This window comes from Nonomuraea glycinis (assembly GCF_014646515.1).
GTDB classification, from domain to species: Bacteria; Actinomycetota; Actinomycetes; order Streptosporangiales; family Streptosporangiaceae; genus Nonomuraea; species Nonomuraea glycinis.
Genome location: NZ_BMNK01000016.1, coordinates 164,015 through 186,980 on the forward strand (window position 1 = coordinate 164,015; position 22,966 = coordinate 186,980).

Consider the following 22,966-nt stretch of genomic DNA (forward strand, 5'->3'; position numbering starts at 1 on the left):
CGCAACTTGGTCAGCCGCTGTACCAGTGTGCGCAGCTCCTCCATCTGCCCGGACAGCTCAGCGCATTCCTGCCGCCACGTAGAAAACGATCACCTCGTCGCCGGCGCTTTTCGTGGGCGTATGCCGCTGTGTGATTGAAGGGGGCAGTCGCAGGGCTGCTCCAGGTGACGGTGTCCTGGCACACCCATCCCAGCGATGATCAAGCCTCGCTGGAGCACATGTGGTTACACATGAGCGATCACGGCGAGGTGCGCATCCTCAACCTGGGCGACGAACTGGTCATCACCAACACTGCTCTGCCGGACGCGCTCGAAGCCGCTCTCCGCTGACACCCTTAATCAGAGTCCCTGGATCGGACGCAAAGATCAGCCGAGCGTGAACGTCCTGGCGCGGATACGGCGCTGGCTGGGAGGGTGAACCTCATGATGGAAGACTTGCGGGACGCCGAGCGCCGACTTCAGGCCGCGCAGCTTGCTGGAGATGTCGAGGCGCTGGATCGGCTGCTGGATGATCGGCTGATCTTTACCTTCGGTGCGAACGTTGCGACCAAGGCGGACGACCTGGAGCTGCACCGCACTCGGGCGCAGGTGGTGACGAGAGTGGCCGAGGAGGAGTTGACCGTGCTCGCCGATGGGCGCACGGGGGTGACGTGGTTTCTTGGCACCGTCGAAGGGACCGTCTCCGGTGCGCCGTTCGCGGCCAGGATGCGCTACACCCGCACTTGGCTATACGGCGAGACGCACGGCTGGCGAATCATCGCCGTGCACGCCAGCACGACCGATTGACATAGCCGACACGTTGTCCGACGACCGGCCAACCGGATGGTCGCCGGCGCCCCCTGGGGGGCGGGCCGACGCTGTCTTCACATCACTCTCACAAGCGGGCGATAGGTTGCCCGCTATGACTGAGATCGGACCCGTCGCCTGGCCGCCTGACCCCATAAGGACCGAACGCCTCATGCTCCGTAAGTCCGAGGCCCGGGACCGTGCGACGTTCGTCGAGCTGCTGGCGTCGCCAGAGGTGCACGCCTACCTCGGCGGGCCCCGGCCGCGTGCCGAGCTTGAGCGCGAGATACCCGGGGTACCCGAGCCGTGGCCTGGGAGTTTCGTCGTTGATCTCGACGGGGCGATGATCGGCCAGATCCTGCTCAGGCGAGCCAAGGGGCACTGTCGCCCGGCTGCCGCGGGGAAGGCCGATCTCGGTTACCTGTTCCTGCCGCGAGCGTGGGGATTCGGGTACGCCGCCGAGGCGTGCGCGGCGGCACTCGGCTGGTTCGACGGCGTCCTTCCCGGCGAGCCGGTGGTGCTCATCACCCAGACCGCCAACGTCAGGTCGATGCGCCTCGCGGCAAAGCTGGGGTTCACCGAGGTGGAGCGGTTCCAGGCTTGGGACGCCGAGCAGTGGCTCGGCCTGCGGTCCCCGGTCGCGCCACCCACTTGAGCGTGGACAGTAGCTCGGCGCGGGTGTCCCCGCCCCATCCCATGGCCACGGTCTGGAGGAGATCCTCGCGAGCAGTGCGCCGGGCGACGTCGGCGCGGTCCGGCTGGACGAAGTTTCCAAGAGGCGGCATGTGGCCAAGCGGCCCGCGTACGAGGTGCTCGCCGTGCTCACGCAGGGATCGATCTCGGCGAGCTGACGCCGCGCCCGCATCCGTTCGACCCAGCCACCGGCAAGGTGCGGGCGCAGGGGGCGGGCCTCGGCTCGGGAATGACCTGCTGCGCGGCTGACACGCGGCCGGTGTCTGGGACCGCGCAACTTGCCACGCGGGCGATGTTCCACGGGTTCACCGCTGAAGAACTGGTCGTTCTGCGCGACCTGTGTCTGGGGCTGGCCGCCAACCAGCATCGCCTCGCCGACCACCTGAGCGTGTCGACCAAGCCGGTGGCGTTGCGGAAGCTGACCCCGGCGGCGCGGGCCAGCTCGCCGATGCTGAAACCGTGCTCGCTGCCGTTGAGGCGGACCGATCACTTCTGTCAGGGCCTCTTGCGCAGTCCGTCGGCGAGGATCGGTTCCAGCGGGTCTTCTTTCCTGGCCATGCACGCCGACATCAGCGCCCTGATGTCCCGTCCGGCGCACCCGACCGCTCGGTCCTGCCCATCGCCGGCGACACCACAGAAGCCAAAGCCGCCGCCACCAAGCTGATCGACCTGCTCGGCTACGACACCCTCGACGCCGGACCCCTCGCCGACAGCTGGCTTCCAGCGCGACGCCCCCGCCTACGTCGGGCTCTACTTCAAGAACCAGCAGGAAATGACCGGTGAAGATACCGGCGGGACGACGAGCGCCGAAACAGTCCGCGCGGCACTGGCCGCGGCGCAACGGCCGCACTCCTGAACCACGACTTCCCAGACCGGCCAGGACATGAGGACCAGATCGCGACGTACACCACCGTGTACGCCTGGCGCGACACCAACTCCCTGATCGCGGCCCTCGCCGGCCCGGAGCCCGGCGAGGGCCGCCGACGTGCTGGATGACCGGCAGGCCGATACGATCGCGTCATCAGCTCGGAAGACGCCAATTACAGATGCCCTCGATGCATAGCTCGTCGGTCGTCTCGCGGGGGTCCGGCGTCTTGATCGACACCTTGCCGCCCCACCGGCTGTAGCGGGTGTCGACGTGGAGGGTCTTGCCCACCAGTTCGTCGAGACCGTTGGTGAACGTGAACATACTCCGCACCCTGCTGACCAGGCCCGCGGAGGTCAGCGTGACGGTGTAGGCGAGCCTCGCGTCCGGATCCCAGCCGACGTGGGTCGAGTGCTCCGCCCAGCGGGAAACCCGTTCGAGCTCCTTGAAGGTGATCGCGCCGGTTACGGTGTCCCTGTTCCGCTGGCCGTTCTTCAGCAAGGCGGCCAGGGTCGCGGGCTCGGCCGGGTTGACGAGCTGCTCGTCGTAGCCGAGCAGCTCGGTGTGCCAGAGGTGCAACTGGTGCGAATCCCTCCACCAGATCTCGCCCTTCTTCAGCCATGTCCCAATGAGGCCGCCGGATCGGTAGCCGGTGCCGCCGATGGTGTGGTTGAAGCCGATGGCATGTTCGCGCCCGTACTCACCTCCGGTGGTGGTGACGTCGAGAGCCTTGATCCAGCCCTTGGCATTGAACTCGAAGACCCCTTTGCGCCGGCGTTCCTCCTGTTCGACGACGCCGTCCAGATGGTGATCCTGCCGCGACCGGATCACGCCTGGAAAACGGGATAGATGCAATAAAAGGATCAGACCGCTGCGCAAGGAACTCTGCGCATTTCTGCAGACCGCTTCGGAAATCGACGTGCGCCGCGTTGCTTTCGTCACGCTGGTCGTGGCGCGCCGACCTCCTGGCATTCTTGGTGGCATGTCCAGCACCTCGGCGCGACTGCTGAACCTGTTGTCCCTGCTCCAGGCTCCGCGCGACTGGCCGGGCAGCGAACTCGCGGCGCGTCTGGAGGTCAGCCCGCGCACCATCCGCCGCGACGTCGAGCGGCTGCGCGACCTTGGCTATCCGGTACGCGCGACGATGGGCGGCGAGGGCGGCTATCGCCTGGTGGCGGGCACCGCCATGCCGCCGCTGCTGCTCGACGACGAGGAGGCCGTGGCCATCGCCGTCGGCCTGCGTACAGTGGCCAGGCATCCTGTCGCGGGCATCGACCAGGCGTCGGTCCGCGCGATGGCCAAGCTTCAGCAGGTGTTGCCGTCCCGGCTGCGGCACCGGGTCGGCGCGCTGAACGCCGCGACCGAGGCTCCCCCTCCCTTCTCCGGGCCGGACATCGACCCGGAGATCCTCACCGTGATCGCCGGGGCCGCGGCCGGCCACGAGCGACTGCGCTTCGCCTACGAGGCGGGCGACGGCACCGCGAGCAGGCGGCTGGTCGAGCCGTACCGCCTGGTCACCGTGGGCAGGCGCTGGTACCTGGTGGCCTTCGACAACGACAGGGGTGACTGGCGGATCTTTCGCGTGGACCGCGTGAGCGAGCCCCGCCCGACCGGAGTGCGGGTGCCGCCGAAGACGCCTCCGGCCGAGGACGCCGCAGCCTTCGTCACCGCCAGGCTGTACTCGACGGCGCCCACCTACCGCGCCGTCGCCACCCTGCACGCTTCCGCCGAGTGGGTGGCGGCCCGCCTCGGCGAGGCCGCGGGCGAGCTGGAGCCGATCGACGCTGACACCTGCCGACTGTCCGGGCAGAGCGACACCCTGGAGTGGCTGGCATTCCGGCTGGTCACGCTGGGGTGCGAGTTCAAGGTGCACGAGCCGCCCGAGCTGGTCGACCACCTGCGGGAGATGGCCGCCAGGACGCTCCGTGCCGTGTAGGACGGAAGCTGACCTACACGAGGGCTAGCGTCTCCTGCACAGATCCGCGCATGCAGAGGAGCCACCCGATATGTCTGTCAAGGCGATCCCCGAGGGCTACACGACCGTCACGCCGTGGATCATCTCTCGCGACACGGCGGCGGTCATCGACTACATCCGCAAGGCGTTCGGCGCCGAGGAACTGGGCCGGGTGATCGACGCCCGCGGGGTGATCGGGCACGCGGAGGTGCGCATCGGCGACGCGATCGTGATGCTGTTCGACGGCGACCCGAGTTGGCCAGCGACGCCCGCGTTCCTCCGCCTGTACGTCGAGGACGCCCGCGCCGTGCACCGCCAGGCGGTCGAGGCGGGCGGCGTCTCCATCTCGGAGGTCACCCACCTGGCGTTCGGCGACCTGGTCGGGCGGGTGCGCGACCCGTTCGGCAACGTGTGGTGGATCCAGACCCACATCGAGGACGTGACGCCCGAGGAGATGGAGCGACGCTTCGGCGACCCGGAGTTCACCGCGGCGATGGCGTACATGCAGCGCCCCGAGACCGAGATCTTCCCCCGAAGCTGACCTCGAGCCACCTGGAAGCAAGAACGGCCTGGAGCACGTCATCGCTGCGCTCGGCGGTCAGGATGGCTGGACCTGGTCGAAGCGGGCGGGGGCTTCGGCGGGGTCCGGGCTCACGAGGCGTTCCAGCGTACAGAGCCAGCAGACCCGATCGCACGGCCTCGGCGTCGGCCAGATCCAGGTTCGTGTGCCAGTCCAGCGGCGCGCGGAACTGGGCGTACACCTTGACGTGCCCGTCGCTGTTGCGCTGGGCGACGAGAGATCGGTTCACGCCGTACACAGCCAAGGAACCGTCGCCGATCAACCGGGCGAGGTCGGGGTGGCGGGCGTCGACGTCGTCCAGGGAGGTCTCCACCGCGGTGACGCCGGTGTAGTGCGGCGTCACCGACGAGACCGCGGGGCGGATCCGGGACCAGGCGCCGTCCGCGCCGACCACGAGGTCGAACGTCTCCTGCCCCCCGTCCGCGAAATAGACCAGTACGCCGTCCCGGGTCCCCGGCACCACCTTCGTCACGCCCCTCCCCCACCGGACGTCGAGAGAGCCGAGCAGCAGGTCACGGAGTCGCCCGCGGTCGATCTCGGGATTGGCCCGGTCATCTGGATCGGGTCGCCAGTCGCGCAGTACGGTCCCGGCCGTGTCCAGGATGCGCATGGCCTGCCCTCGGGACGAGACGAACGGCCTCGCCGTGACCGAGGCCAAGCTGGCCGCTCTCGACGGCCTCGCCGACGTCGACACCGTCATGCGCGCCGTGGAGACTGTCAGCGCCTACTTCACTGGTGCGATCAGGCGCGAGATCGCGAACCTGCGGGCCGAGCGCGCCACGGGCCTGTCCGAGCGCGACTGGCAGCGCGCCTCCGGCCCACACGTGACGAGAATGTTGGCCACGGGCCGCTTTCCGTCGCTGGCCAAGGCCGTGCACGACGGCACGGACGTGGACGCCGAGGCATCCTTCGCGACCGGCCTGGATTGGGTCCTCGACGCCGTGGCCGCCAACCTCGACCGCCCGTCAGCGTGACGCTCAGCTCGCGCCGAGCCCGCTTCTTGGACCGGGTCATCCATTGCGCGCCACGAGCTCGCCGGCCCCGCCGACTCGCGACTGTTCTTGGGCACCTTGACGGTGTCGGCGGGGCCGGCGGCCAGGAGGTCGTGGCAAGTGGCCTGGGAAACTGGCGCGACAGAGCGGGCCGTCAGGTGAGTTCCAGGCCGCCGTCGACGGTGAGGATCTGTCCGGTGATCCAGGTGGCGGCGGGGTCGGCGAGGTGCACGATCCAGGTGGCCACCTCCTCGTGGGTGCCGCGGCGGCGCAGGGGGATGCGGGCGGTCTCCTCCTGCTTGATCTGTTCGACGACGGCGTCCGGCAGTCCGGCGGCGGCCAGGGCCTCGCTCTCGGTGGGGCCGGGGGCCAAGGCGTTGACGCGGATGCCGCCGGGGGCCAGCTCCAGCGCCCAGCTGCGGGTCAGCTGTTCGAGGGCGGCCTTGGAAGCGGCGTAGTGGGCGGCGCCGGGCAGCGGGCGGTGGCCGAAGGTGCTGGAGATGTTGACGATCGCGCCACGACCGGCGCGCAGGTACGGCAGCGCGGCCCGGGCGAGCAGGCTGGGCGCGGTGACGTTGAGCGCGAACAGGTCGCCGATGCGCTGGGCATCGGCGTCGGCCAGGGGCATGACGGTGGTGGCGCCGGCGTTGTTGACCAGCACGTCCAGGCGGCCCCAGCGTTCGACGGCCGCGTCGACCACCGCCTGCGGAGCGCCCTCGCCGGTGATGTCGGCCGGCAGGACGGCGATGCCGGAATGCCCTGCGGCGGTCTGCCGCAGGGCATCGGCACGCCGGCCGACCGCGAGCACATGCGCTCCGGCGTGGGCGAAGGCGAGCGCGCCGGCGCGGCCGATTCCGGATCCGGCCCCGGTCACGATCACGACCTGGTCCTGGAGCCGGTGGGTAGGAGAGACGGCCACGGCACTACCTTTCGTTCGATGTTCGTGAAACATCGAACAAGCTAGCATGGCAGGATGAGACAGGCACATCACCCCGAAGCAGGTCAGATCACGTTGACCGGGGTGATGGCCGCCCTCAGCGACCCGATCCGGGTCGGGCTGGTGCGCGTGCTGGCCGACGGCCGCGAGCGTGGCTGGGGCGAACTGCGGGCGCCGGTGGCCAAGTCCACCCTCAGCCACCACCTGCGGGTGCTGCGCGATGCGGGACTGACCCGCACCCGCCAGGAAGGCACCCGCTGCTTCGTGATCCTCCGGCGGACCGACTTACAGGCCCGCTTTCCCGGACTGCTGCAGGCGGTGCTGGCCGCGGCCGAGGATGAGGACGTCGGCCATCAAGTGGGCGTGAAGGACGCCGGGTGGCCCGCCTGAATCGGCGCAGTCGTTCACGCAGGCTCTGGAAGGTGGCCACCTCTTACGCCGGCCCTCGTGGAAGGGTCTGCAAGCCGTCCAGGGTGAGGTCGAGCAGGCGTTCCGCTTGCTTGCGTTGTTCGGGGCTCGCCGAGGTGAGGGCGATGCCTTCGAGGGCGGCGCTGATATCCGCGGGGCCGATGTCGGTGCGGATCGTCCCGGTGGCCACGCAAGCATCCATGAGGACACTCAGGGCGGCCTGGATCATTTCCCGGCTGTGACCATACGGGTTGCTCCCCGTCGCGGCGATCGCACGTAGGGCGTCGATCATGCCGAACTTGGTGGTCACGTAGTCCAAGAAGAGGCGGGTCCAGGCGCGCAGGGCGTCAAAGGGCGGCTTCGCTGCCAGCAGGGCAGGGGCTGCGTCGCAGAGTTGGGCCACCTCATTGCGGTAAACGGCCTCGACCAGAGCTTCACGGGTGGGGAAGTTGCGGTACAGCGTGGCGCTGCCCACCCCCGCCTCCTTGGCGATGCGCTCCAGATGGGCCTCGAGCCCTTCCGCGGCGAATACGCGTGCCGCCGTCGTGAGGATCTTCTCCCGGTTGCGCCGCGCGTCAGCTCGCTGCGGGCGTTGGCCTCCCTCGGCCATGGCGCTTGCCCTCCTTTCTCGGGCTCTTCGACTTGCTAAGTGGAGGCGCGCCCACTTAGCCTGATATTAAGTGGAGGCACCCCCAGTTCCACTGTAGGTCAGCGTACTGGACTCCACACACCTCACGAAGGACTGGTCATGACAGGCATCAAAGGCAAGGTCATCGCGCTTACGGGCGCCAGCAGTGGCATCGGAGAGGTAACGGCGACCTATCTCGCCGGGCGGGGAGCCCGTTTGGTCCTTGGAGCCCGGCGGGAGGACCGGCTGAACGCGGTGGTGGATCGGATCACGGCGCAGGGCGGCTCAGCCGTCGGGGTCGTCGTCGATGTCGCGCACCGTGAAGACCTGAAGCGCCTGACCGATACGGGTGTCGACCGCTTCGGCCGGCTCGACGTCCTGGTCTCCAACGCGGGCACCATGGCGGTCTCGCCGTTCGACGAGTTGCGCCAGGACGACTGGGACGCCATGGTCGCCACCCACATCACGGGCCTGCTGAACGGTATCGGGGCGGCGCTGCCCATCTTCCGGCGGCAGCGCTCCGGGCAGTTCGTCAATGTCGCCTCCACCGCGGCGTACGTCGTGACCTCCCCCCTGGCTGTCTACGCGGCTACCAAGACGGCGGTGAAGGTGCTGACCGAAGGGCTGCGGCAGGAGTCCGGCCCCGACTTGCGGGTCACCCTCGTCTCGCCGGGCTTCACCGACACGGAGGGCGTGGGCAAGGGAGGGAGCCCCGAGGCAGCGGCGGCACTGCTCCAGCAGCGTGCCGAGATCGCCATGCCGCCCTCGGCCGTCGCTTCCGCCATCGGTTATGCGATCGAGCAGCCTGATGGCGTCGACATCAGCGAGATCGTCGTCCGCCCTACCGTGCAAGCCTGACGATCAGCACGGACGGCCGCCGCCCCGGCCTGTGACGTGGGTGTTCCGTTCCTGAGCGGAACAGGGCGACATCCCGCCCTTCGCCTCTGTGTACTGGGGGTCCAACGGAATCGAAGGGGAGCGGATCTTGGGAATCAGACGAGCGGTGTCCGTCGGCACGGCCACTCTCATGGCGGCGTTCTTTCTCACCGGGAACGCGGGCGTCGCGTCGGCTCAGGACTGGCTGGGAGACTGCCCCAAGGGCAGTATCTGCGCCTACAGCGGGGTGAGCGGGTCAGGAAAGCGGTGCAACTGGGCGGGGAACGACGCCAACTGGGCGGGCGGGGCGCGGCCGTGCTCGTTCAGCGGCAAGGTGAAGTCGCTGTGGAACAACGGCAACGCGGGCAATCTGGACGATGTCCATCTCGTCACCTGCGGCGGCGCGCATTGGGCCCTGCTCAACGGCCAGCAGGAGGCGTGGACCAACCCGACGGAGGACCCCGGCCGGGGCCATATCTGTATCAAGTCGCATAAATGGTTCAACAGGTAGCGGATCACCGCTGCTCGGTGACGCGGGCCACCAGGTCTTCCGTCACCCGCTCACGGCCGAAGAACCGCGCCGCGTCCTCCGCCCGGAAGGTGGCGAGCCCTGCGTACGGCGAGGCCGCGCCGTCGGCGGGCTCGGCCGGTTCCTCGCTGATGCTCCCAGGCCCGTGGACGGCAGACTTTCTTTTACGCAAGTCAGCTCGGCACGATGGGCGTATGGCTGATGCGCTGGAGAGTCGAGATGCGTGGTCGAACGACCAGGTCGAGGTCGGGCACGTGCAGGACGCTGGTCTCGTCGGTGTCGCTGTGGCCGACCTCGACGATGCGGATGGCGACGTTGCGCCTCATCTGCACTTGTGTCAACACAAACTAGTGCCGCATCAGGCAACGTTCGCCCTCACCAGGGAGAGCTAACCTGGCCCACCCGTCGCAGAGAGTGTCAGTAGGCAGTGCGATGCTGACGCCAACAACTCCGCTCACGGTGATCAATGGGGGGCCGATGCCTGGTGAACGATCAGGGTCTGACTTGTCCTCGGTCGGCTTCGACTCTGCTTGGTGTGCCACCGACCTGGGTGAATACCGACCCTGCCGCTACACCTATGAGTACTACCCCTACGAGAGCCTGCCACCTCTCGACTTCACCGAGTTCACGGGCGCCTTTCAATGGCTCGGTGGTACCGGCGAACCCGTTCCCGAACAGGTCACGGCGCTCAATCACTTGGCAGAGAACCTTGCGGCCGAGGGCGTGACGCTGCCTCGGGACTTCGTCACCTTCCAGGCCGACTTGAAGCTGCACCGCTCGCTGGATGAGGTCTCGGTGACCTGCTGCTGGACCGATATCTCAGAGCCCCTGCCCAGTCCGGTCGAGCCGGGTGCCTTCGTCGTGCGATTCCTGCGGGATCAACAGGACTGCGTCATCTGGTACCTCTACCTCCGTCCTTCGGGTGAGGCGTTCGTGGTGCACTCCTATCTCGACTACGAATACGAGTACGAGGCACGGCGCGATGGTGAAGAGACGGAGACCAATCTCGACGATCCGGAGGAGCAAAGGGCTGCAATCCTCTGGTGTGCACCTTCGTTCGAGGAGTTCGCCCATCGGTTCTGGATTGAGAACCGTCTCTGGCATGCCCTCAACAGCAATGACCTGTCCGGACTCGAGCCTCAGATGCGTGACTACTTGCGCCACTACGCGCCGCCTGGGATACCCGCATGACCGTGCATTGAACGAGATCATGTGCGGATGGCAGAGCGGGTACGCGTTCGCGAGATCGATGGCGACGAGGGGCAGCGCCTGCTGCGGATCATCCGTAGAGGCACCGGTTCGGTGGTGACTTGGCGGCGGGCACAGATGGTGTTGATATCCGTGCAGGGCATGCCCGTGGCAAAGATCGCCGAGGTGACGTTCACCAGCGCGGACCGGATCCGGGATGTGATCCACAACTTCAACGCTGACGGCTTCGACTCGCTCTACCCGAAGTACAAGGGCGGCCGGCCCAGAACCTTCAGCCTCCCGGAGCGCCGGGAGATCAAGAAGATCGCCAAGTCCAGGCCGACCGAGAGCACGGCCTGCCGTTTTCGACTTGGATCCTGGCCAAGCTGGCCGACTTCTTGGTCGCAGAGGGGGTGGTCGACGACATCAGCCACGAGGGCCTGCGGGTCCTGCTCCGCGAGGAGGGCGTCTTGTTTCAACGCATAAAGACCTGGAAGACCTCCCGCGACCCCGATTACGCCGCCAAGAAAGCCCGCGTCGAGCACCTCTACGCGATCGCCGACGGCGAGGTCATACCCGAGGACGGCGAGCCTGAAGTCGTCTTCTGCCTGGACGAGTTCGGTCCGCTCAACCTCCAGCCCCACCCGGGCCGACAGTGGGCCGGGCGCGGAGGACGGCACAAGGATCCTGCCCGAGAGCCACGGCCCCGCAGGCGGGCGACCTACACCCGCCCGCACGGAGTCAGGCACCTGTTCGCCGCCTACGACCTGGGCAAGGACAAGCTCTACGGTCACATCAAGCCGAAGAAGAACCGGAATGACCAAACCCCGGACCCGCCCCGTACGACGGCGCGGGACAGTCCGCGCGCCCGCACAACCGCCTCAGCCGTGACGGCGCCCGTCGAGGGCGGTGCGCAGGGCGGCGATGAAGGCGGTGGTGGCGGGCGGGTCGGGCGGCTCGCCGAACGCCGCCAGGTGGATCCGGCGCCGCGCGACGGTCAGTTCGGTGGCCTGGACCCCGTCCGCGTGGTGGGTGCGCAGAGCCAGTCCCGGCATGGTGGTGACGCCCAGCCCGGCGGCGACGAAGGCCTGCTGGACGAGGACGTCGTCGCTGCTGTAGGCGATGCGCGGGGTGAACCCGGCGTCCTCGCAGATTCGGACGAGGTCGCCGCGGCAGTTGGGGCACCCGGCGATCCAGGCCGAGTCCCGGTGGTCGGCGAGGGTCTGCCCGGACTCGCTGCTGAGCAGGTACACCGGGTCGTCGAGCAGGTAGGAGTAGCGGATGCCGTCGTCCGGCATCGTGTCCTCGTACGAGAACACGATGGCCAGGTCCGCCGCTCCCGCGCGCAGCATCCGGCGGGCGGCCGTGGGATGGGCGTCGCCGAGGTGCAGTTCGATGTTCGGGTACGACTCGCGCAGGGCCACGGCCGCCGCGGGGACCAGGGCGCTCAGGGCGGAGCTGAAGGCGACGAGCCGAACCCGGCCGGTCCGCAGCCCGAGCTGGGCGTCCAGTTCGGCGCCGGCGGCGTCGACCCGGCCGACGATCTCCGTGGCACGGCGGGCGAGCAGTTCGCCTTCGGGGGTGAGCCGGATGCCGCGCCCGACCCGCTGGATGAGCCTGGCGCCGGTCGCCGCCTCCAGCCGGGCCAGGTGGTGGCTGACGGAGGGCTGCGAGTAGTGCAGAGCCTTGGCGGCTTCGGTGACCGAGCCGTGAGCGGCGACCGCGGCCAGGACGCGCAGCCGGACGATATCAAGCATTCATCAAGGGTATCTATGGATTTTCGCCAACAATGGCATTAGACGCATGTGGCACCTCATGGGCAGACTCCTTGAGGCCGCCACTGCGTTCTTCGGAGAACTCGGCATGGAACTGGAGGGCAAAGCACAGATCGAGGGCCCCTGGGCGGACCGCACCGTCGGACTCGACGGCGTCCGCTGCGACATCGCAATGATGCGGACCCCGGACGGCCACGGCCGGCTGGAGCTGGCGAAATACCACGCCCCCGTGGCGATCGGCGCCGGACCGCACAACCCGCCGCACAACACACTGGGCATGCATCGCGTCATGTTCGCCGTCGGCGACATCGAGGACGTCGTCGACCGCCTGCGCACGCACGGCGCCGAACTCATCGGCGAGCTGGCCCAGTACGAGGACAGCTACCGGCTCTGCTACGTCCGCGGCCCCGAGGGGATCATCGTCGCGCTGGCCGAACAGCTCGGCTGAGAGCCCGTCGCGTACGTCGCCAAGGACGGCACACCCCGCGATGTCCCGATCGCGTTCGTCTGAACCGGCTCGAAGATCGTCATGTGCACGGCGAAGAACGCGCCGAAGCGCTTTCGCCGTGGGGCGAGAGCAGCGCCGGCGATCGGCGTCTACGCTTGCGGCCGCCCGGCCGGTAATCTGGAGCGGGTCCTTTGACCTGCCCAGATCGCGGGAATGCCCAAGGCGGTGGAGATGGCGGACGAGCGCCGGTCGGTTCTACGCCGTGCCCTACACATTCTGGACATCTTCAAGGACGCCGAGGGCGGCCTGAGCCTGTCCGAGATCAGTCGCCGGTCCGGTGTGCCACTCACCACGACCCATCGCATCGTCGGGGAGCTGCAGGAGTGGGGCGCGCTCGAACGCGATGACGCCGGTGACTACCGGGTCGGGCTGCGGCTGTGGGAGGTGGCCGCCCTCTCCCCCCGGTCCGTGGGGCTGCAGCGCATCGCCCTGCCGTTCATGCAGGATCTTTTCGAGACGGCGCACCGCGGCGTGCACCTCGCCGTACGCGAGCAGGACCAGGTCGTGTTCGTCGAGCGGTTCGTCAGCCCGGAAGTGGCCAGTGATCGCCCTCGAGTGGGCGGACGTTATGCCCTGCACGCCACCGCGGTCGGACTGGTGCTGCTCGCGCACGCGCCGCCCGAGCTGCAGGAGGAGATCATCGGCGGGCCGCTGGTGGCGTTCACGTCGCGGACCTACACGAGCGGGCGCGAGCTGCGGCAGGCGCTCGCCGAGATCCGGCGGTTCGAATACGCGATCAGCGACCGGCAGATCAGCCCGAAGTACGCCTCGGTCGCCGCGCCCATCTACGGCTCCGACAACAGCGTCGTCGCCGCGCTCTCCCTCATCGTGCCGCACGTCGAGTCGCCAGGACCCAGCCTCCCGTACCTGGTCCAGGCCACCGCGCGCGGGATCTCGCGGGCCCTCGGAGCGCCTGCGAAGCAAACTCGCTGAACATACCTTCCGATATGCGGAAAGGCGGGTAGTTGTTGCGGGGATGTGGCGCGAGTCTCATTTTGGTCGGCAAGGGGGCTGTGAGCCGGCCAGGCCGCATCTAGGAGTGAATCGTGCCCGTCAACGCGTTCACCTCGTTCTCCCTGGACCGTAGGTCCTTGTTCCTGTTGACCGCCGCCGCTGCGGGCTCTTCCTTGCTGGCCGCGTGCGGCTCGGATGCCGCCGGTACGAGCGGCGACGGCATGAAGACCACGTTTCTGAGCTACCTTCCGCTGGAAACCCTGTCGCTCACGCCCGAATTGCTGGCGGTCGCGGGCGGTCACTTCACCAAGCACGGGCTGGAGGTGACGCTGCAGCCGGTCAAGGGATCACCGCAGGCCATGCAGACGCTGCTGGCGGGCATCTCGCCGATCACCCGGCTGGGGCAGATCGACGTCATGACCGCGATCGCGGACACCGCCCAGCCGCTGGTCAGCATCGGTACGCTCACCCGGGGCTCGTCCCTGCGCTTCGTCTACAGCAAAAAGAAACACCCGCTGGAGAAGCCCGAAGACTTCGTCGGCCAGACGATGGGCGTCCCGTCCGAGGGCGGGACCAGCGACAAGGTGGTCTCGCTCGTGCTGGCCGGCTCCGGGCTCGACCCCAAGCAGACCAAGCGTCAGGTCGTCGGGCTCACCCCCGGGACGTTCGACCTGGTGCAGCAGGGCCGCATCGCCGGCTATGTGGTCAGCATCGACACCGCCAACATCCTGGCCGCCCAGAACCCCGACGCCGGCATCTTCGACCCCGCCCAGTACGTCAAGTCCGACTCGCAGGTCTACGTCACCACCAAGGACGCCACGAAGAAGGACACCGGGATCCTCAAGGCGTTCATGGCGGGCATCCACGACGCGCTGGCGGCGATCGTGGCCGACGAGTCACTCGACGAGACCATCAAGCAGCTGCGCGGCAAGTACTCCTTCGCCACCCTCGACGACGACAAGATCGCCAAGGCGAGCCTGACCATGATGCGGAAGCTCTGGACCGGCGGGGACCCGAGCAAGCCGCTGCTCGTCACCGACGAGTCGGCCTGGACCGCCGGGTACAAAGAGCTCACGGACGCCGGAGCCGCCAAGTCCGGGGGCACCGCCACCACCTGGTTCGACAACAGCCTCCTGCCCAAGACCTGAGCGGGACCGCCCCAGACCTGGAGGAACCGGATGTCCGCCCAGAGTGCTTCTCCCTCACGGCTGCGCAGCGAAGTCCCGGTCGGCAGTCCGCGCTGGGCCACCAGACGTGCGCAATGGCGCGCGCTCGGCCTGACCGACGAGGATCTCACCAAGCCCAAGATCGCGATCGTGAACTCCTCTTCCGGGCTGGCTCCGTGCTTCAGCCACCTGGACCCCATCGCCGCCGCGGTCAAGCGATCGGTCGAGGCGGCCGGCGGGGTGGCGTTCGAGATCCGTACGGTCGCGCCGACGGACTTCATCATGAGCGCGGGCGCGAGCGGCGGCTACGTCCTGTCCAGCCGCGACCTGCTCGCCAACGACATCGAGGCCGTCGTCGAGGGCGCCCAGCTCGACGGCATGGTCTGCCTGGCCTCGTGCGACAAGACGACCCCCGGCCAGTTGATGGCCGCGGCCCGGCTCGACGTGCCGGCCCTGATCCTGTCCTGCGGCTACCAGAGCTGCGGGACGCTCGACACGGGTGAGCGAGTGGACATCGAGGAGGTGTTCCTGCGCGCGGGCGGGCTCAAGTTCGGCGGGATCACCTTCGACGGCCTGTGCGACCTGAGCGCCCGCGCGATCACCGGGCCCGGCGTGTGCACCGGCATGGGCACCGCGAACTCCATGCACGTCGTCGCCGAGGCGCTCGGCATGACCCTGCCGGGCTCGGCGCCGGTGCGGGCGAACAGCGAGCCGATGTGGCGGGCCGTCGAGGCGAGCGGCGCGGCGATCGTCGGGGCGGTCCTCGCGGGCCGCCGGCCGCGTTCGATCCTGACGCCGGCCGCGTTCGCGAACGCGGTGATGGCGGTTCTCGCGGTCAGCGGCTCGATCAACTGCGTCAAACACCTGCAGGCGATCGCCCGCGAGGCGGACTCCGAGGTCGACGTATACCGACTTTTCGAGAAATATGCCGACACGATCAGGCCGTTGTCCGCCGTACGGCCCAACGGCGAGGACACCATCGAGGAGTTCGAGGACGCCGGCGGCGCCCTCGCGGTCCTCAAGCAGCTCGGCGACGCTCTCGCCGGTGAGGCGGTCACCGTCACCGGGGAGACGACCGGGGACAGGGTGGCCCGTGCGGTGGTGAAGGACGAGCGGATCATCCGGCCGCTGAGCGATCCGCGCGCCGGCCATCCGACCGTGGTGGTGGTACGCGGCTCGCTCGCACCCGACACGGCCATCGTGAAGCTGTCGGTCACCGAGGACCGGCCCCCGACGTTCGAGGGCACCGCCCGCGTCTTCGACGACGCCCTGTCGGCCATCGCCGCCATCGAGGGCGGCGTGGTACGGCCCGGTGACGTCCTGGTCCTGCGCGGGGTCGGCCCGGTCGGCACACCCGGCATGGGTATGGCCTCCCAGACCGTCTTCGCGCTCAACGGGGCCGGCCTGACCGAGCAGGTCGCCGTGGTGACCGACGGGCAACTGTCCGGCCTGGTCAACAAGGGCATCGTCGTCGGCGAGGTCTCGCCCGAAGGCGTGCTGCCGGGGCCGCTCGGCGTGGTGGCGGACGGCGACCGGATCTCCATCGACCTGCGCGCCCGCCGCGCCGATCTCCTCGTCGACGACGCGGAGCTGGCCCGGCGCCACGCGAACCGGGCCCGGCATCAGGTCCCCGGCGGGAGATCCGGCTGGCTCCCCGTCTACGCGCGTTCGGTCGAGCCGCTCCCCCGCGGCGCGACGCTCCGCGGCAACGACCTCCCCACGACCCGCCCCTGACCTGTCCACGCCGCGTCGAACCCTTCAGCGTCGAACCCTTCAGGAGAAGGAATGCCGCACGAGCTCACCGAGCTTAAGATCAACACCGTCACCAAGCCGGTCGGTGATCCGGCCGAGGAGCTGACCGCCGACATCTGCGTCGTCGGGGCCGGCATCTCCGGCCTGTCCGCCGCCGTGGAGGCGCGGCGGCTCGGCCGATCCGTCGTCCTCGCCGACGCCCTGCCGGTTCTCGGCGGCCAGTGCGTGAACTCGCTCATCGGGCTGTTCTGCGGCGTGTACGGCAACGGACCGGAGTACCGCCGGCTCACGCACGGGATCTTCGACCCGATGTTCGCGGACCTGGGCAGGACCAACGACATCCACTTCAACAAAGGCCACACGATCACCGTGGCGTACGACGAGGTGGTGCTCGGCCGGTGGGTGGAGAATCTGGTGCACGCGCTGGGCATCCAGGTCGTCCTCGGCGCGTCGGTGCTCAACGTCGAGGCGAGTGACGGCCGGATCGAGGCCACCACCTTCGCCACCCGGCACGGCCAGGTCCGTGTACGGGCGAACGGCTTCGTCGACGCCAGCGGCGACGCCTCGCTCACCTGGGAGGCCGGCCTGGCCTGCCGGGTGCCCGAGCGTACCGTCTGGGGGTCGCAGCAGATCCGGCTGGAGAACCTGCGTGAGGAGTTCAAGCCCGACCCCGCCGAGCTGGTCGCCCGGGTCGAGGAGAAGGCGACCGAGTACGGCCTGGTCCGGCGGGACGGCCTGGCGTTCTTCTTCCCCGGCCGGAACACGGCGGTGATGAACATGACGCACGTCGAGGCGCCGCTGGAGGCGGTCCGGGCCTCCAGCGCGCAGCTCGAGGGGCGGGCCCAGGCCGACCGCGTCGTGGAGTTCCTGCGCAAGGAGTTCCCGAAGGCGTTCGGCGCGGCGAAGGTGCGCATGTACGGCTTCCCCGGCCGCCGGCAGACCCGCTGGATCGCCGCCCTCCACCAGCTCTCGGCGGACGAGGTCCGCACCGGCTTCCGCTTCGAGGACGCGGTCGCGCGTACGGCCTGGCCCATCGAGTTGCACGACCGGGTCGAAGGATACGTGTGGGAGGTGTTCGACGCCGATCACGTCCATTACGTCCCGCTGCGCAGCCTGATCCCCCTGGGCGCGCACAACCTCGTCGCCGTGGGCCGCTGTGTGGACGGCGACGCCGCCGCCCTGTCGAGCGTCCGGGTGATGGGCCCCTGCGCGGCGACGGGACACGCCGCGGCGCACGTGCTCGACCTCGCCCGTGACGGCAGCGTCCAGGAGATCGACCAGGCCGAGCTGCGCGGCCGGCTGCACGACAACCTCGACGACTAGGAGGGCACCCGTGAGACTGGCGGACGACGAGAAGGCGATGCTGGACGGCGCCGAAGGGCCGGCGGTCGCCGCCGCGATGGACCTGCTGGTCCGCTACGGCGAGGCGCTCGGCGCCGAACGGCTCTGCGACATCCGCAACGTCGCCGGGACCATGACGCAGCCGTCGCCGGTGAAGGCCAAGCTGGTCCGCGAGGGCGGCTGGAACAAAGCGTTCTCGGTGCTCAACCTCGACAGCGACGACGACGTCGAGATCCCGCCCATGCGCGTGCCCACCTGCCAGCTGCAGCAGGGGTTCGGCGAGGACGCGCTGGGGGTGGCGCCGTACCCGCCGGGCATGATCGAGCTCCAGGCGGACGCTGAGTCGTTCTACGGGGCGCACGGGGTCAACATCCTGGCCACCTGCACGCCGTACCAGGTGGGCAACCTTCCGGTGCGCGGTGAGCACTGCGCCTGGATGGAGTCGTCGGCGGTGGTCTACTGCAACTCCGTGCTCGGTGCCCGCACCAACTGCGAAGGCACGGCCTCGACGGGGGCGGCGAGCCTGACGGGGAAGATTCCCTGCTGGGGGAACCACCTGCCGGAGAACCGCCACGGCACTCACCTGATCGAGTCCGCCGTACCCGTCGACGGATTCCTCGACTGGGGCATGTTCGGCTACTTCGTCGGTGACGTCGTACAGGAGAACCGGCCGGTCGTCACCGGCGACCTCCGCCGGCCCGACCTGGCCGACCTCAAGCATTTCGGCGCGGCCACGGCCTCGTCGGGCGGCGTGGAGATCTATCACATTCCCGGAATCACCCCCGAGGCGGCGACGCTGGAGGCCGCGTTCGGCGGGCGGGCGATCCCGGAGAAGATCGTGTACGGCGAGCGCGAGCGCCGCGCGGTCTACCAGAGGCTCAACGACCAGGGCGAGTCCGCCGACGTCGACTTCATCCTGCTCGGCTGCCCGCACGCCTCGCTCGACCAGATCGCCAGGGCGGCTCGCGCGCTCGACGGCAAGAAGCTCAACCCGGGCACCGAGCTGTGGATGATGACCCCGCGGGCGCTGCGCACCGTCGCGGACCGCAACGGATACACCGAGATCATCCACAAGGCGGGCGGCCGGCTGCTGACCGACTCGTGCCCGGCCATGTCCAAGTCCGCGCCCGAGGGCACCCGGGTGTTCGCCACCGACTCGGCCAAGCAGGCGCACTACCTGCCGGCGATCCTGGGCATCGAGGCGTGGTACGGAACCCTGGAGGACTGTGTCGAGGCGGCCGTCACCGGAACCTGGCGAGGGGAACTGAAGTGATCATCGAGCTCCGAGGGCGCGGCATCGTGCCCGGCCATGCCGAGGGCGAGGCCCTGGTCTCGCACGAGACCATCTCAGGCTGGGGCGGCATCGACCCCGCCACCGGCACCATCATCGAGCGCCGCCACGAGCTCTACGGGGTCTGCTTCACCGGCAAGGTGCTGGTCTTCCCGGGCGCCAAGGGCTCCTCGGGATGGTCCGCCTTCTTCCAGAGCACCCGCCTGCTCGGCACCGCCCCGCTCGCGATGGTGTTCAGCACGCTGTCCACCAAGTCGGCGCTGGGCGCGGTGGTCACCCGGGTTCCGGCCGTCTCCCAGCTTGACCAGGACCCCGTGGCGACCATCCACACCGGCGACCGCGTCACCGTCGACGCCTACCGGGGCATCGTCACGGTGACCACCGATCGCTGACAGGTACGACCTCCCCGCCGTCGAGGTCGCTCTCCAGCGGATCGCCCGGACGCGTTCCGGTGGCGGACTGGCCGAACCAGCGGGAGAGGTGGTCGTCCAGGTCCTGCTGGTCGTCGCCGATCCAGGCGACGTGCCCGTCGGGGCGTAACAGGACGCACGGAACGTCCAGTTCCGCGGTGGGATCGGCGAGGTGGTCGACCCGGTCCGACCAGCCGCCGGCGGTCAGGCGTCCGGTGCGGTCCAGCAGCAGGCCGCGGCCGCGACGCAGCAGACCGTAGAGGCGGCCCTGTCGCACGTCGATGTCGCGCAGGCGGCGGCCGAGCAGGTCGGGGCCGTCGCCGAAGTCGTAGCGGATGCCGATCGCGGTGATCTTCTCGATCAGACGGCGGTTCACCTCGTCGAAGTCCATCAGCTCGGTGAGCAGCCTGCGCACGGCCTGGGGGCCCGGTTCGGCGGACAGCAGCTCCGTCTGGGCGCGGGTGTTGTCCAGCACGTCCGCGGCGACCGGATGACGTTCGGCGTGGTAGGTGTCCAGCAGGGTTTCCGGCGCCCAGCCGCGGACCTGGGCGGCCAGTTTCCAGCCGAGGTTGACCGCGTCCTGGACGCCCAGGTTGAGGCCCTGCCCGCCGATGGGCGGATGGATGTGGGCCGCGTCGCCGGCCAGCAGCACCCGCCCGGCCCGGTACCGTTCGGCCAGCCGGGTGGCGTCCCCGAAGCGGGACAACCAGCGCGGGGAGTGCACGCCGAAATCGGTGCCGGCGATGGCGCGCAGCTGTCGCCTGAAATCTTCGAGGGTGGGCGGTTCCGCGCGGTCGCTGACTCCTTCGGCGGGGACCAAGACGCTGTAGGCCCCTTCGCCGAAGGGCCGGAGCCAGAATCGGTGCTGGGTCTCGCGGATCTCGGTCACCTTGGCGGCGATCTCCTCCTGCGGCACGCCCACTTCCATCTCGCCCATCAGCGTCTCGGTCCGTGCGGGCTCGCCGGGGAAGCCGACACCGAGCAGTTTGCGCACCGTGCTGCGCCCGCCGTCACAGCCGACGAGGTAGCGCGAGCGCAGCCGTTCCCCGTCTGCCAGCTCGACGGTCACCCCCTCGTCGTTCTGCTCGAGACCGGCGACCGCGCAACCGCGCCGGACCTGGGCGCCCAGGTCGATGGCATGCTCTTCCAGCAGACGTTCGATGACCGGCTGCGGGATGCCCAGCAGATAGGCGTACGCGGAGTCCAGGCTCTTGGGCACGGGTCGGGGAATGGCGGCGAACAGGCCGCCGGCCGGACGCTGTCTTCCGTGCCGGAGCATGCGATCCAGCAGTCCGCGCATCGCCATCAGTTCGAGACTGCGCATGTGCAGAGCGACGATGCGGACGAACGACGAAGGCTCGGTCTCCTTCTCCAGAACGAGTACCCGTACATTGTGCAGCCGCAGTTCGGCGGCCAGCATCGCGCCGGTCGGCCCGCAGCCGGCGATGATCACATCGAAGGTGACCTGCTGAGTGTTCATAGGTGGTGCCTTTCGGGAGTGCTTGGCGAGGCGCTCCCGGCGACACCTACGTCAATCGCCCGGCCGTGACGGGAAGGGGGAGCACCCACATCGATACAGCGTTCATGGGTCTCACCTCCTCGGGCGGTGTCACGGTCACCCGCAAGCTACAAGCCCGGGCATCCTCCCGTCCAACCCTTTTCCGGCCACGTGATCACGACTCCGAACGGGCCCGCGCGGGTAGCGTTGACCGGTGACAGTGATCAACGCTGCGGATCGCTTTCAGCGCGTCTGAAGGTCGTTCCTGGTGAGCCAGGTCAGGCAGGCGTCGGCGACCTCACGCCAGCCGTGGTCGATGGTCAGGGAGTGGCCGCGGTCGGGGAAGTCCTGGAAGTCGGTGATCGCGGTGGAGTCCCGGTACTGCTTGAGGGTCGCCTTGGTGACGGTCTCCGGGACCGTGTGGTCCTTGCCGCCGGCGATCAGGAGCAGCGGTCCCCGAGTGTTGTTGCCCGTGTCGACCTTGGCGGGCGAGTGGGGGGAGAAGTTGGCGGCGGCGGCCTCGAACAGCGGCTTGCCCGGCGCGGGGATGGTCCAGCGTTCGTACAGTTCGGCGGCTTCCTGAGCCGGGATGGCGTTGCCGAACGCGTAGGTGAACTGGTCGAGGGTGAGCGAGACGGCCCGGTGCTTGTTGGCCGGGTTCTTGAACACCGGCAGGGTCGAGCGCAGCGCCGACAGCGGCAGCGGCAGCACCCCCTTGATCTGTGCGGCGTCGATCGCGATGGCGGCTCTGGCCAGGTTCTGCCCGAGCAGCTTTTCGGCGATCATGCCACCGAAGGAGTGGCCGATCAGGATCGGCTTGACGTCCAGAGCGTTGATGATCTCCGTGTAGTGGGCGACGACGTCGTCGATGCCGTGGTCGGCGATGCTTTCGGGGTCTTTTCGGGACAGTTCCACGCTTTCGCTGTCGCCCGGCCAGCCGGGGGCCGTCGCGTCGTAGCCGGCGGTCGTGAACAGCTCGGTCCAGGAGGACCAGGAGGTGGCGTGCAGCCACAGGCCGTGGATGAAGATGACGGGAATGGTCGGTGCGCTCATCGGTTGCTCCTAATGGGTGTGCTTGACCGCCTGGGTCGCGGTCGCGGCGGTGCGGATGTGGCCGGCCACGGCTGCCGGTTGCGACAACGTGATCGCGTGTGAGGCGTCGACCTCGACGGTGTCGGCCCCGGCGCGCCGGGCCATGAAATGTTGTGCGGCGGGATGGATCGCCTGGTCGGCGGTCGCCACGACGTACCAGGACGGCAGGCTCTTCCAGCTCGCGGTGGGAGAGCTCTCCTCGAACGCCACAGCCGCGATGGGGCGCTGCGCGACGGCCGCCACCGAGGTGAGGCGCTCAGGCAAGTCGGCGCCGAACACAGCCGGAAACTGGTCGTCCTTGAGGTACAGCTCCACGGCCTCCTCTCCCTTGCCTGTGCGCAAGACGGCCGGCCGCAGCGCCGGGCCCAGCAGGCTGTCGGGGAATCGGCCCGTGATGTCCAGCACGCTCTCCCCTGCCTCCAAGGCGAAAGCGGTCACGTAGACCAGCCCGACCACGTTGCCCGGCTGGGCCGCGGCCCGGGTGATGACCACACCGCCGTAAGAGTGACCCACCAGCAGGACCGGGCCGTCGATCGCGGCGACGACGCCGGCGAGGTAGGCGGCGTCAGTGGCCGGTCCGCGCAGCGGGTTGGCCACCGCGATCACGGGGATCCCGGAATCCTGGAGCTCGGCGATCACGCCCGCCCAGCTCGACGCGTCCGTGAAGGCACCGTGGACCAGCACGACGGTCGGCGTGCTGCCGTTCTGAAAAGAGCTCGCTGTGGTCATGGCCTCACCGTAGGA

At 69.0% G+C, this 22,966-nt stretch carries 28 protein-coding genes and 1 pseudogene; 18 read left to right on the forward strand and 11 right to left on the reverse strand.

The window, feature by feature from the left end; translation table 11 throughout:
* The first annotated feature begins 422 nt into the window (after positions 1-422).
* From IEY87_RS34900 to IEY87_RS34910, 3 genes are all read left to right on the forward strand, one after another.
* Positions 423-785 (forward strand): nuclear transport factor 2 family protein, encoded by a 363-nt coding sequence (locus tag IEY87_RS34900; protein ID WP_189143089.1) that lies wholly within the window; start codon positions 423-425, stop codon positions 783-785.
* A gap of 115 nt (positions 786-900) precedes the next feature.
* Entirely contained in the window at positions 901-1,440 is a 540-nt protein-coding gene (locus IEY87_RS34905) for a GNAT family N-acetyltransferase (protein WP_189143090.1), read from the forward strand.
* A 330-nt stretch (positions 1,441-1,770) separates the two neighbouring features.
* Entirely contained in the window at positions 1,771-2,142 is a 372-nt protein-coding gene (locus IEY87_RS34910; RefSeq protein WP_189143091.1) for a hypothetical protein, read from the forward strand.
* A 357-nt stretch (positions 2,143-2,499) separates the two neighbouring features.
* On the opposite strand, the gene IEY87_RS34915 is transcribed toward IEY87_RS34910, so the two are convergent.
* Positions 2,500-3,285: a hypothetical protein gene (locus IEY87_RS34915; protein ID WP_189143092.1), complete on the reverse strand. Its 786-nt coding sequence runs from the start codon at positions 3,283-3,285 to the stop codon at positions 2,500-2,502.
* 40 nt (positions 3,286-3,325) lie between these two features.
* Here IEY87_RS34915 and IEY87_RS34920 point away from each other — a divergent pair, with 40 nt between their 5' ends.
* Both IEY87_RS34920 and IEY87_RS34925 read left to right on the forward strand, forming a co-directional pair.
* Positions 3,326-4,279: a helix-turn-helix transcriptional regulator gene (locus IEY87_RS34920; protein ID WP_189143093.1), complete on the forward strand. Its 954-nt coding sequence runs from the start codon at positions 3,326-3,328 to the stop codon at positions 4,277-4,279.
* A gap of 70 nt (positions 4,280-4,349) precedes the next feature.
* The gene (locus IEY87_RS34925; protein ID WP_189143094.1) at positions 4,350-4,838 is read left to right on the forward strand and encodes a VOC family protein; all 489 of its coding nucleotides are present in this window, start codon (positions 4,350-4,352) and stop codon (positions 4,836-4,838) included.
* On the opposite strand, the gene IEY87_RS34930 is transcribed toward IEY87_RS34925, so the two are convergent.
* Positions 4,780-5,487 (reverse strand): FAD-dependent oxidoreductase, encoded by a 708-nt coding sequence (locus IEY87_RS34930; protein ID WP_225277955.1) that lies wholly within the window; start codon positions 5,485-5,487, stop codon positions 4,780-4,782. The two genes, IEY87_RS34925 and IEY87_RS34930, sit on opposite strands and share 59 nt — an antisense overlap.
* Here IEY87_RS34930 and IEY87_RS34935 point away from each other — a divergent pair.
* A complete protein-coding gene (locus tag IEY87_RS34935) occupies positions 5,480-5,851 on the forward strand; it encodes a TetR/AcrR family transcriptional regulator C-terminal domain-containing protein (RefSeq protein WP_229699431.1) in 372 nt (123 codons plus the stop codon). The genes IEY87_RS34930 and IEY87_RS34935 overlap by 8 nt on opposite strands.
* Positions 5,852-6,023: 172 nt before the next feature.
* Here the strand turns inward: IEY87_RS34935 and IEY87_RS34940 are convergent, their stop codons facing one another.
* Positions 6,024-6,788 carry an SDR family NAD(P)-dependent oxidoreductase gene (locus IEY87_RS34940; protein ID WP_225277934.1) on the reverse strand — a complete coding sequence of 255 codons (765 nt, stop codon included), beginning with the start codon at positions 6,786-6,788 and terminating at the stop codon, positions 6,024-6,026.
* Between the two features lie 54 nt (positions 6,789-6,842).
* Between IEY87_RS34940 and IEY87_RS34945 the strand changes: the two genes are divergently transcribed.
* A complete protein-coding gene (locus IEY87_RS34945; RefSeq protein WP_189143096.1) occupies positions 6,843-7,196 on the forward strand; it encodes an ArsR/SmtB family transcription factor in 354 nt (117 codons plus the stop codon).
* A 43-nt stretch (positions 7,197-7,239) separates the two neighbouring features.
* Here IEY87_RS34945 and IEY87_RS34950 read toward each other — a convergent pair whose 3' ends face one another.
* Positions 7,240-7,824 (reverse strand): TetR/AcrR family transcriptional regulator, encoded by a 585-nt coding sequence (locus tag IEY87_RS34950; RefSeq protein ID WP_189143097.1) that lies wholly within the window; start codon positions 7,822-7,824, stop codon positions 7,240-7,242.
* Between the two features lie 138 nt (positions 7,825-7,962).
* Between IEY87_RS34950 and IEY87_RS34955 the strand changes: the two genes are divergently transcribed.
* Together IEY87_RS34955 and IEY87_RS34960 are read left to right on the forward strand one after the other, a co-directional pair.
* Positions 7,963-8,700 (forward strand): SDR family oxidoreductase, encoded by a 738-nt coding sequence (locus IEY87_RS34955; RefSeq protein WP_189143098.1) that lies wholly within the window; start codon positions 7,963-7,965, stop codon positions 8,698-8,700.
* A gap of 127 nt (positions 8,701-8,827) precedes the next feature.
* Positions 8,828-9,229: a peptidase inhibitor family I36 protein gene (locus IEY87_RS34960; protein WP_189143099.1), complete on the forward strand. Its 402-nt coding sequence runs from the start codon at positions 8,828-8,830 to the stop codon at positions 9,227-9,229.
* Positions 9,230-9,233: 4 nt separating this feature from the next.
* Here IEY87_RS34960 and IEY87_RS34965 read toward each other — a convergent pair whose 3' ends face one another.
* Together IEY87_RS34965 and IEY87_RS46280 are read right to left on the reverse strand one after the other, a co-directional pair.
* Entirely contained in the window at positions 9,234-9,419 is a 186-nt protein-coding gene (locus tag IEY87_RS34965) for an nSTAND1 domain-containing NTPase (protein WP_189143100.1), read from the reverse strand.
* Position 9,420: 1 nt separating this feature from the next.
* On the reverse strand, positions 9,421-9,573 hold the full coding sequence (locus tag IEY87_RS46280; RefSeq protein ID WP_225277935.1) for a hypothetical protein: 153 nt from the start codon (positions 9,571-9,573) through the stop codon (positions 9,421-9,423).
* A 178-nt stretch (positions 9,574-9,751) separates the two neighbouring features.
* Here IEY87_RS46280 and IEY87_RS34975 point away from each other — a divergent pair, with 178 nt between their 5' ends.
* Positions 9,752-10,438, forward strand: a complete 687-nt coding sequence (locus IEY87_RS34975) for a hypothetical protein (protein WP_225277936.1) — start codon at positions 9,752-9,754, stop codon at positions 10,436-10,438.
* A gap of 159 nt (positions 10,439-10,597) precedes the next feature.
* Positions 10,598-10,684, forward strand: a pseudogene (locus tag IEY87_RS47330) (hypothetical protein); the annotation flags it as partial.
* 8 nt (positions 10,685-10,692) lie between these two features.
* Here IEY87_RS47330 and IEY87_RS46285 read toward each other — a convergent pair.
* Together IEY87_RS46285 and IEY87_RS34985 are read right to left on the reverse strand one after the other, a co-directional pair.
* Entirely contained in the window at positions 10,693-11,079 is a 387-nt protein-coding gene (locus tag IEY87_RS46285) for a hypothetical protein (protein WP_225277956.1), read from the reverse strand.
* A 237-nt stretch (positions 11,080-11,316) separates the two neighbouring features.
* Positions 11,317-12,192, reverse strand: a complete 876-nt coding sequence (locus IEY87_RS34985) for a LysR family transcriptional regulator (RefSeq protein WP_189143101.1) — start codon at positions 12,190-12,192, stop codon at positions 11,317-11,319.
* A gap of 58 nt (positions 12,193-12,250) precedes the next feature.
* Here IEY87_RS34985 and IEY87_RS34990 point away from each other — a divergent pair, with 58 nt between their 5' ends.
* From IEY87_RS34990 to IEY87_RS35020, 7 genes are all read left to right on the forward strand, one after another.
* Complete coding sequence (locus IEY87_RS34990) at positions 12,251-12,658, forward strand: VOC family protein (protein WP_372462278.1); 408 nt, start codon at positions 12,251-12,253, stop codon at positions 12,656-12,658.
* 213 nt (positions 12,659-12,871) lie between these two features.
* Positions 12,872-13,651: an IclR family transcriptional regulator gene (locus IEY87_RS34995; protein WP_189143103.1), complete on the forward strand. Its 780-nt coding sequence runs from the start codon at positions 12,872-12,874 to the stop codon at positions 13,649-13,651.
* Positions 13,652-13,764: 113 nt separating this feature from the next.
* Positions 13,765-14,820, forward strand: coding sequence for an ABC transporter substrate-binding protein (locus tag IEY87_RS35000; RefSeq protein WP_189143104.1), 1,056 nt, complete (start codon positions 13,765-13,767; stop codon positions 14,818-14,820).
* A gap of 30 nt (positions 14,821-14,850) precedes the next feature.
* Complete coding sequence (locus IEY87_RS35005) at positions 14,851-16,572, forward strand: dihydroxy-acid dehydratase (RefSeq protein ID WP_189143105.1); 1,722 nt, start codon at positions 14,851-14,853, stop codon at positions 16,570-16,572.
* 51 nt (positions 16,573-16,623) lie between these two features.
* The gene (locus tag IEY87_RS35010) at positions 16,624-17,913 is read left to right on the forward strand and encodes an FAD-dependent oxidoreductase (RefSeq protein WP_189143106.1); all 1,290 of its coding nucleotides are present in this window, start codon (positions 16,624-16,626) and stop codon (positions 17,911-17,913) included.
* A gap of 10 nt (positions 17,914-17,923) precedes the next feature.
* Entirely contained in the window at positions 17,924-19,204 is a 1,281-nt protein-coding gene (locus IEY87_RS35015; RefSeq protein ID WP_189143107.1) for an aconitase X, read from the forward strand.
* A complete protein-coding gene (locus IEY87_RS35020) occupies positions 19,201-19,614 on the forward strand; it encodes an aconitase X swivel domain-containing protein (RefSeq protein ID WP_225277937.1) in 414 nt (137 codons plus the stop codon). The genes IEY87_RS35015 and IEY87_RS35020 overlap by 4 nt, the downstream gene beginning before the upstream one ends.
* Here the strand turns inward: IEY87_RS35020 and rox are convergent.
* From rox to IEY87_RS35035, 3 genes are all read right to left on the reverse strand, one after another.
* The gene (rox, locus tag IEY87_RS35025; protein WP_225277938.1) at positions 19,592-21,112 is read right to left on the reverse strand and encodes a rifampin monooxygenase; all 1,521 of its coding nucleotides are present in this window, start codon (positions 21,110-21,112) and stop codon (positions 19,592-19,594) included. The genes IEY87_RS35020 and rox overlap by 23 nt on opposite strands.
* Positions 21,113-21,373: 261 nt before the next feature.
* Positions 21,374-22,183: an alpha/beta hydrolase gene (locus IEY87_RS35030; protein WP_189143108.1), complete on the reverse strand. Its 810-nt coding sequence runs from the start codon at positions 22,181-22,183 to the stop codon at positions 21,374-21,376.
* Positions 22,184-22,192: 9 nt separating this feature from the next.
* The gene (locus tag IEY87_RS35035) at positions 22,193-22,951 is read right to left on the reverse strand and encodes an alpha/beta fold hydrolase (protein ID WP_189143109.1); all 759 of its coding nucleotides are present in this window, start codon (positions 22,949-22,951) and stop codon (positions 22,193-22,195) included.
* Between the last annotated feature and the right edge of the window lie 15 nt (positions 22,952-22,966).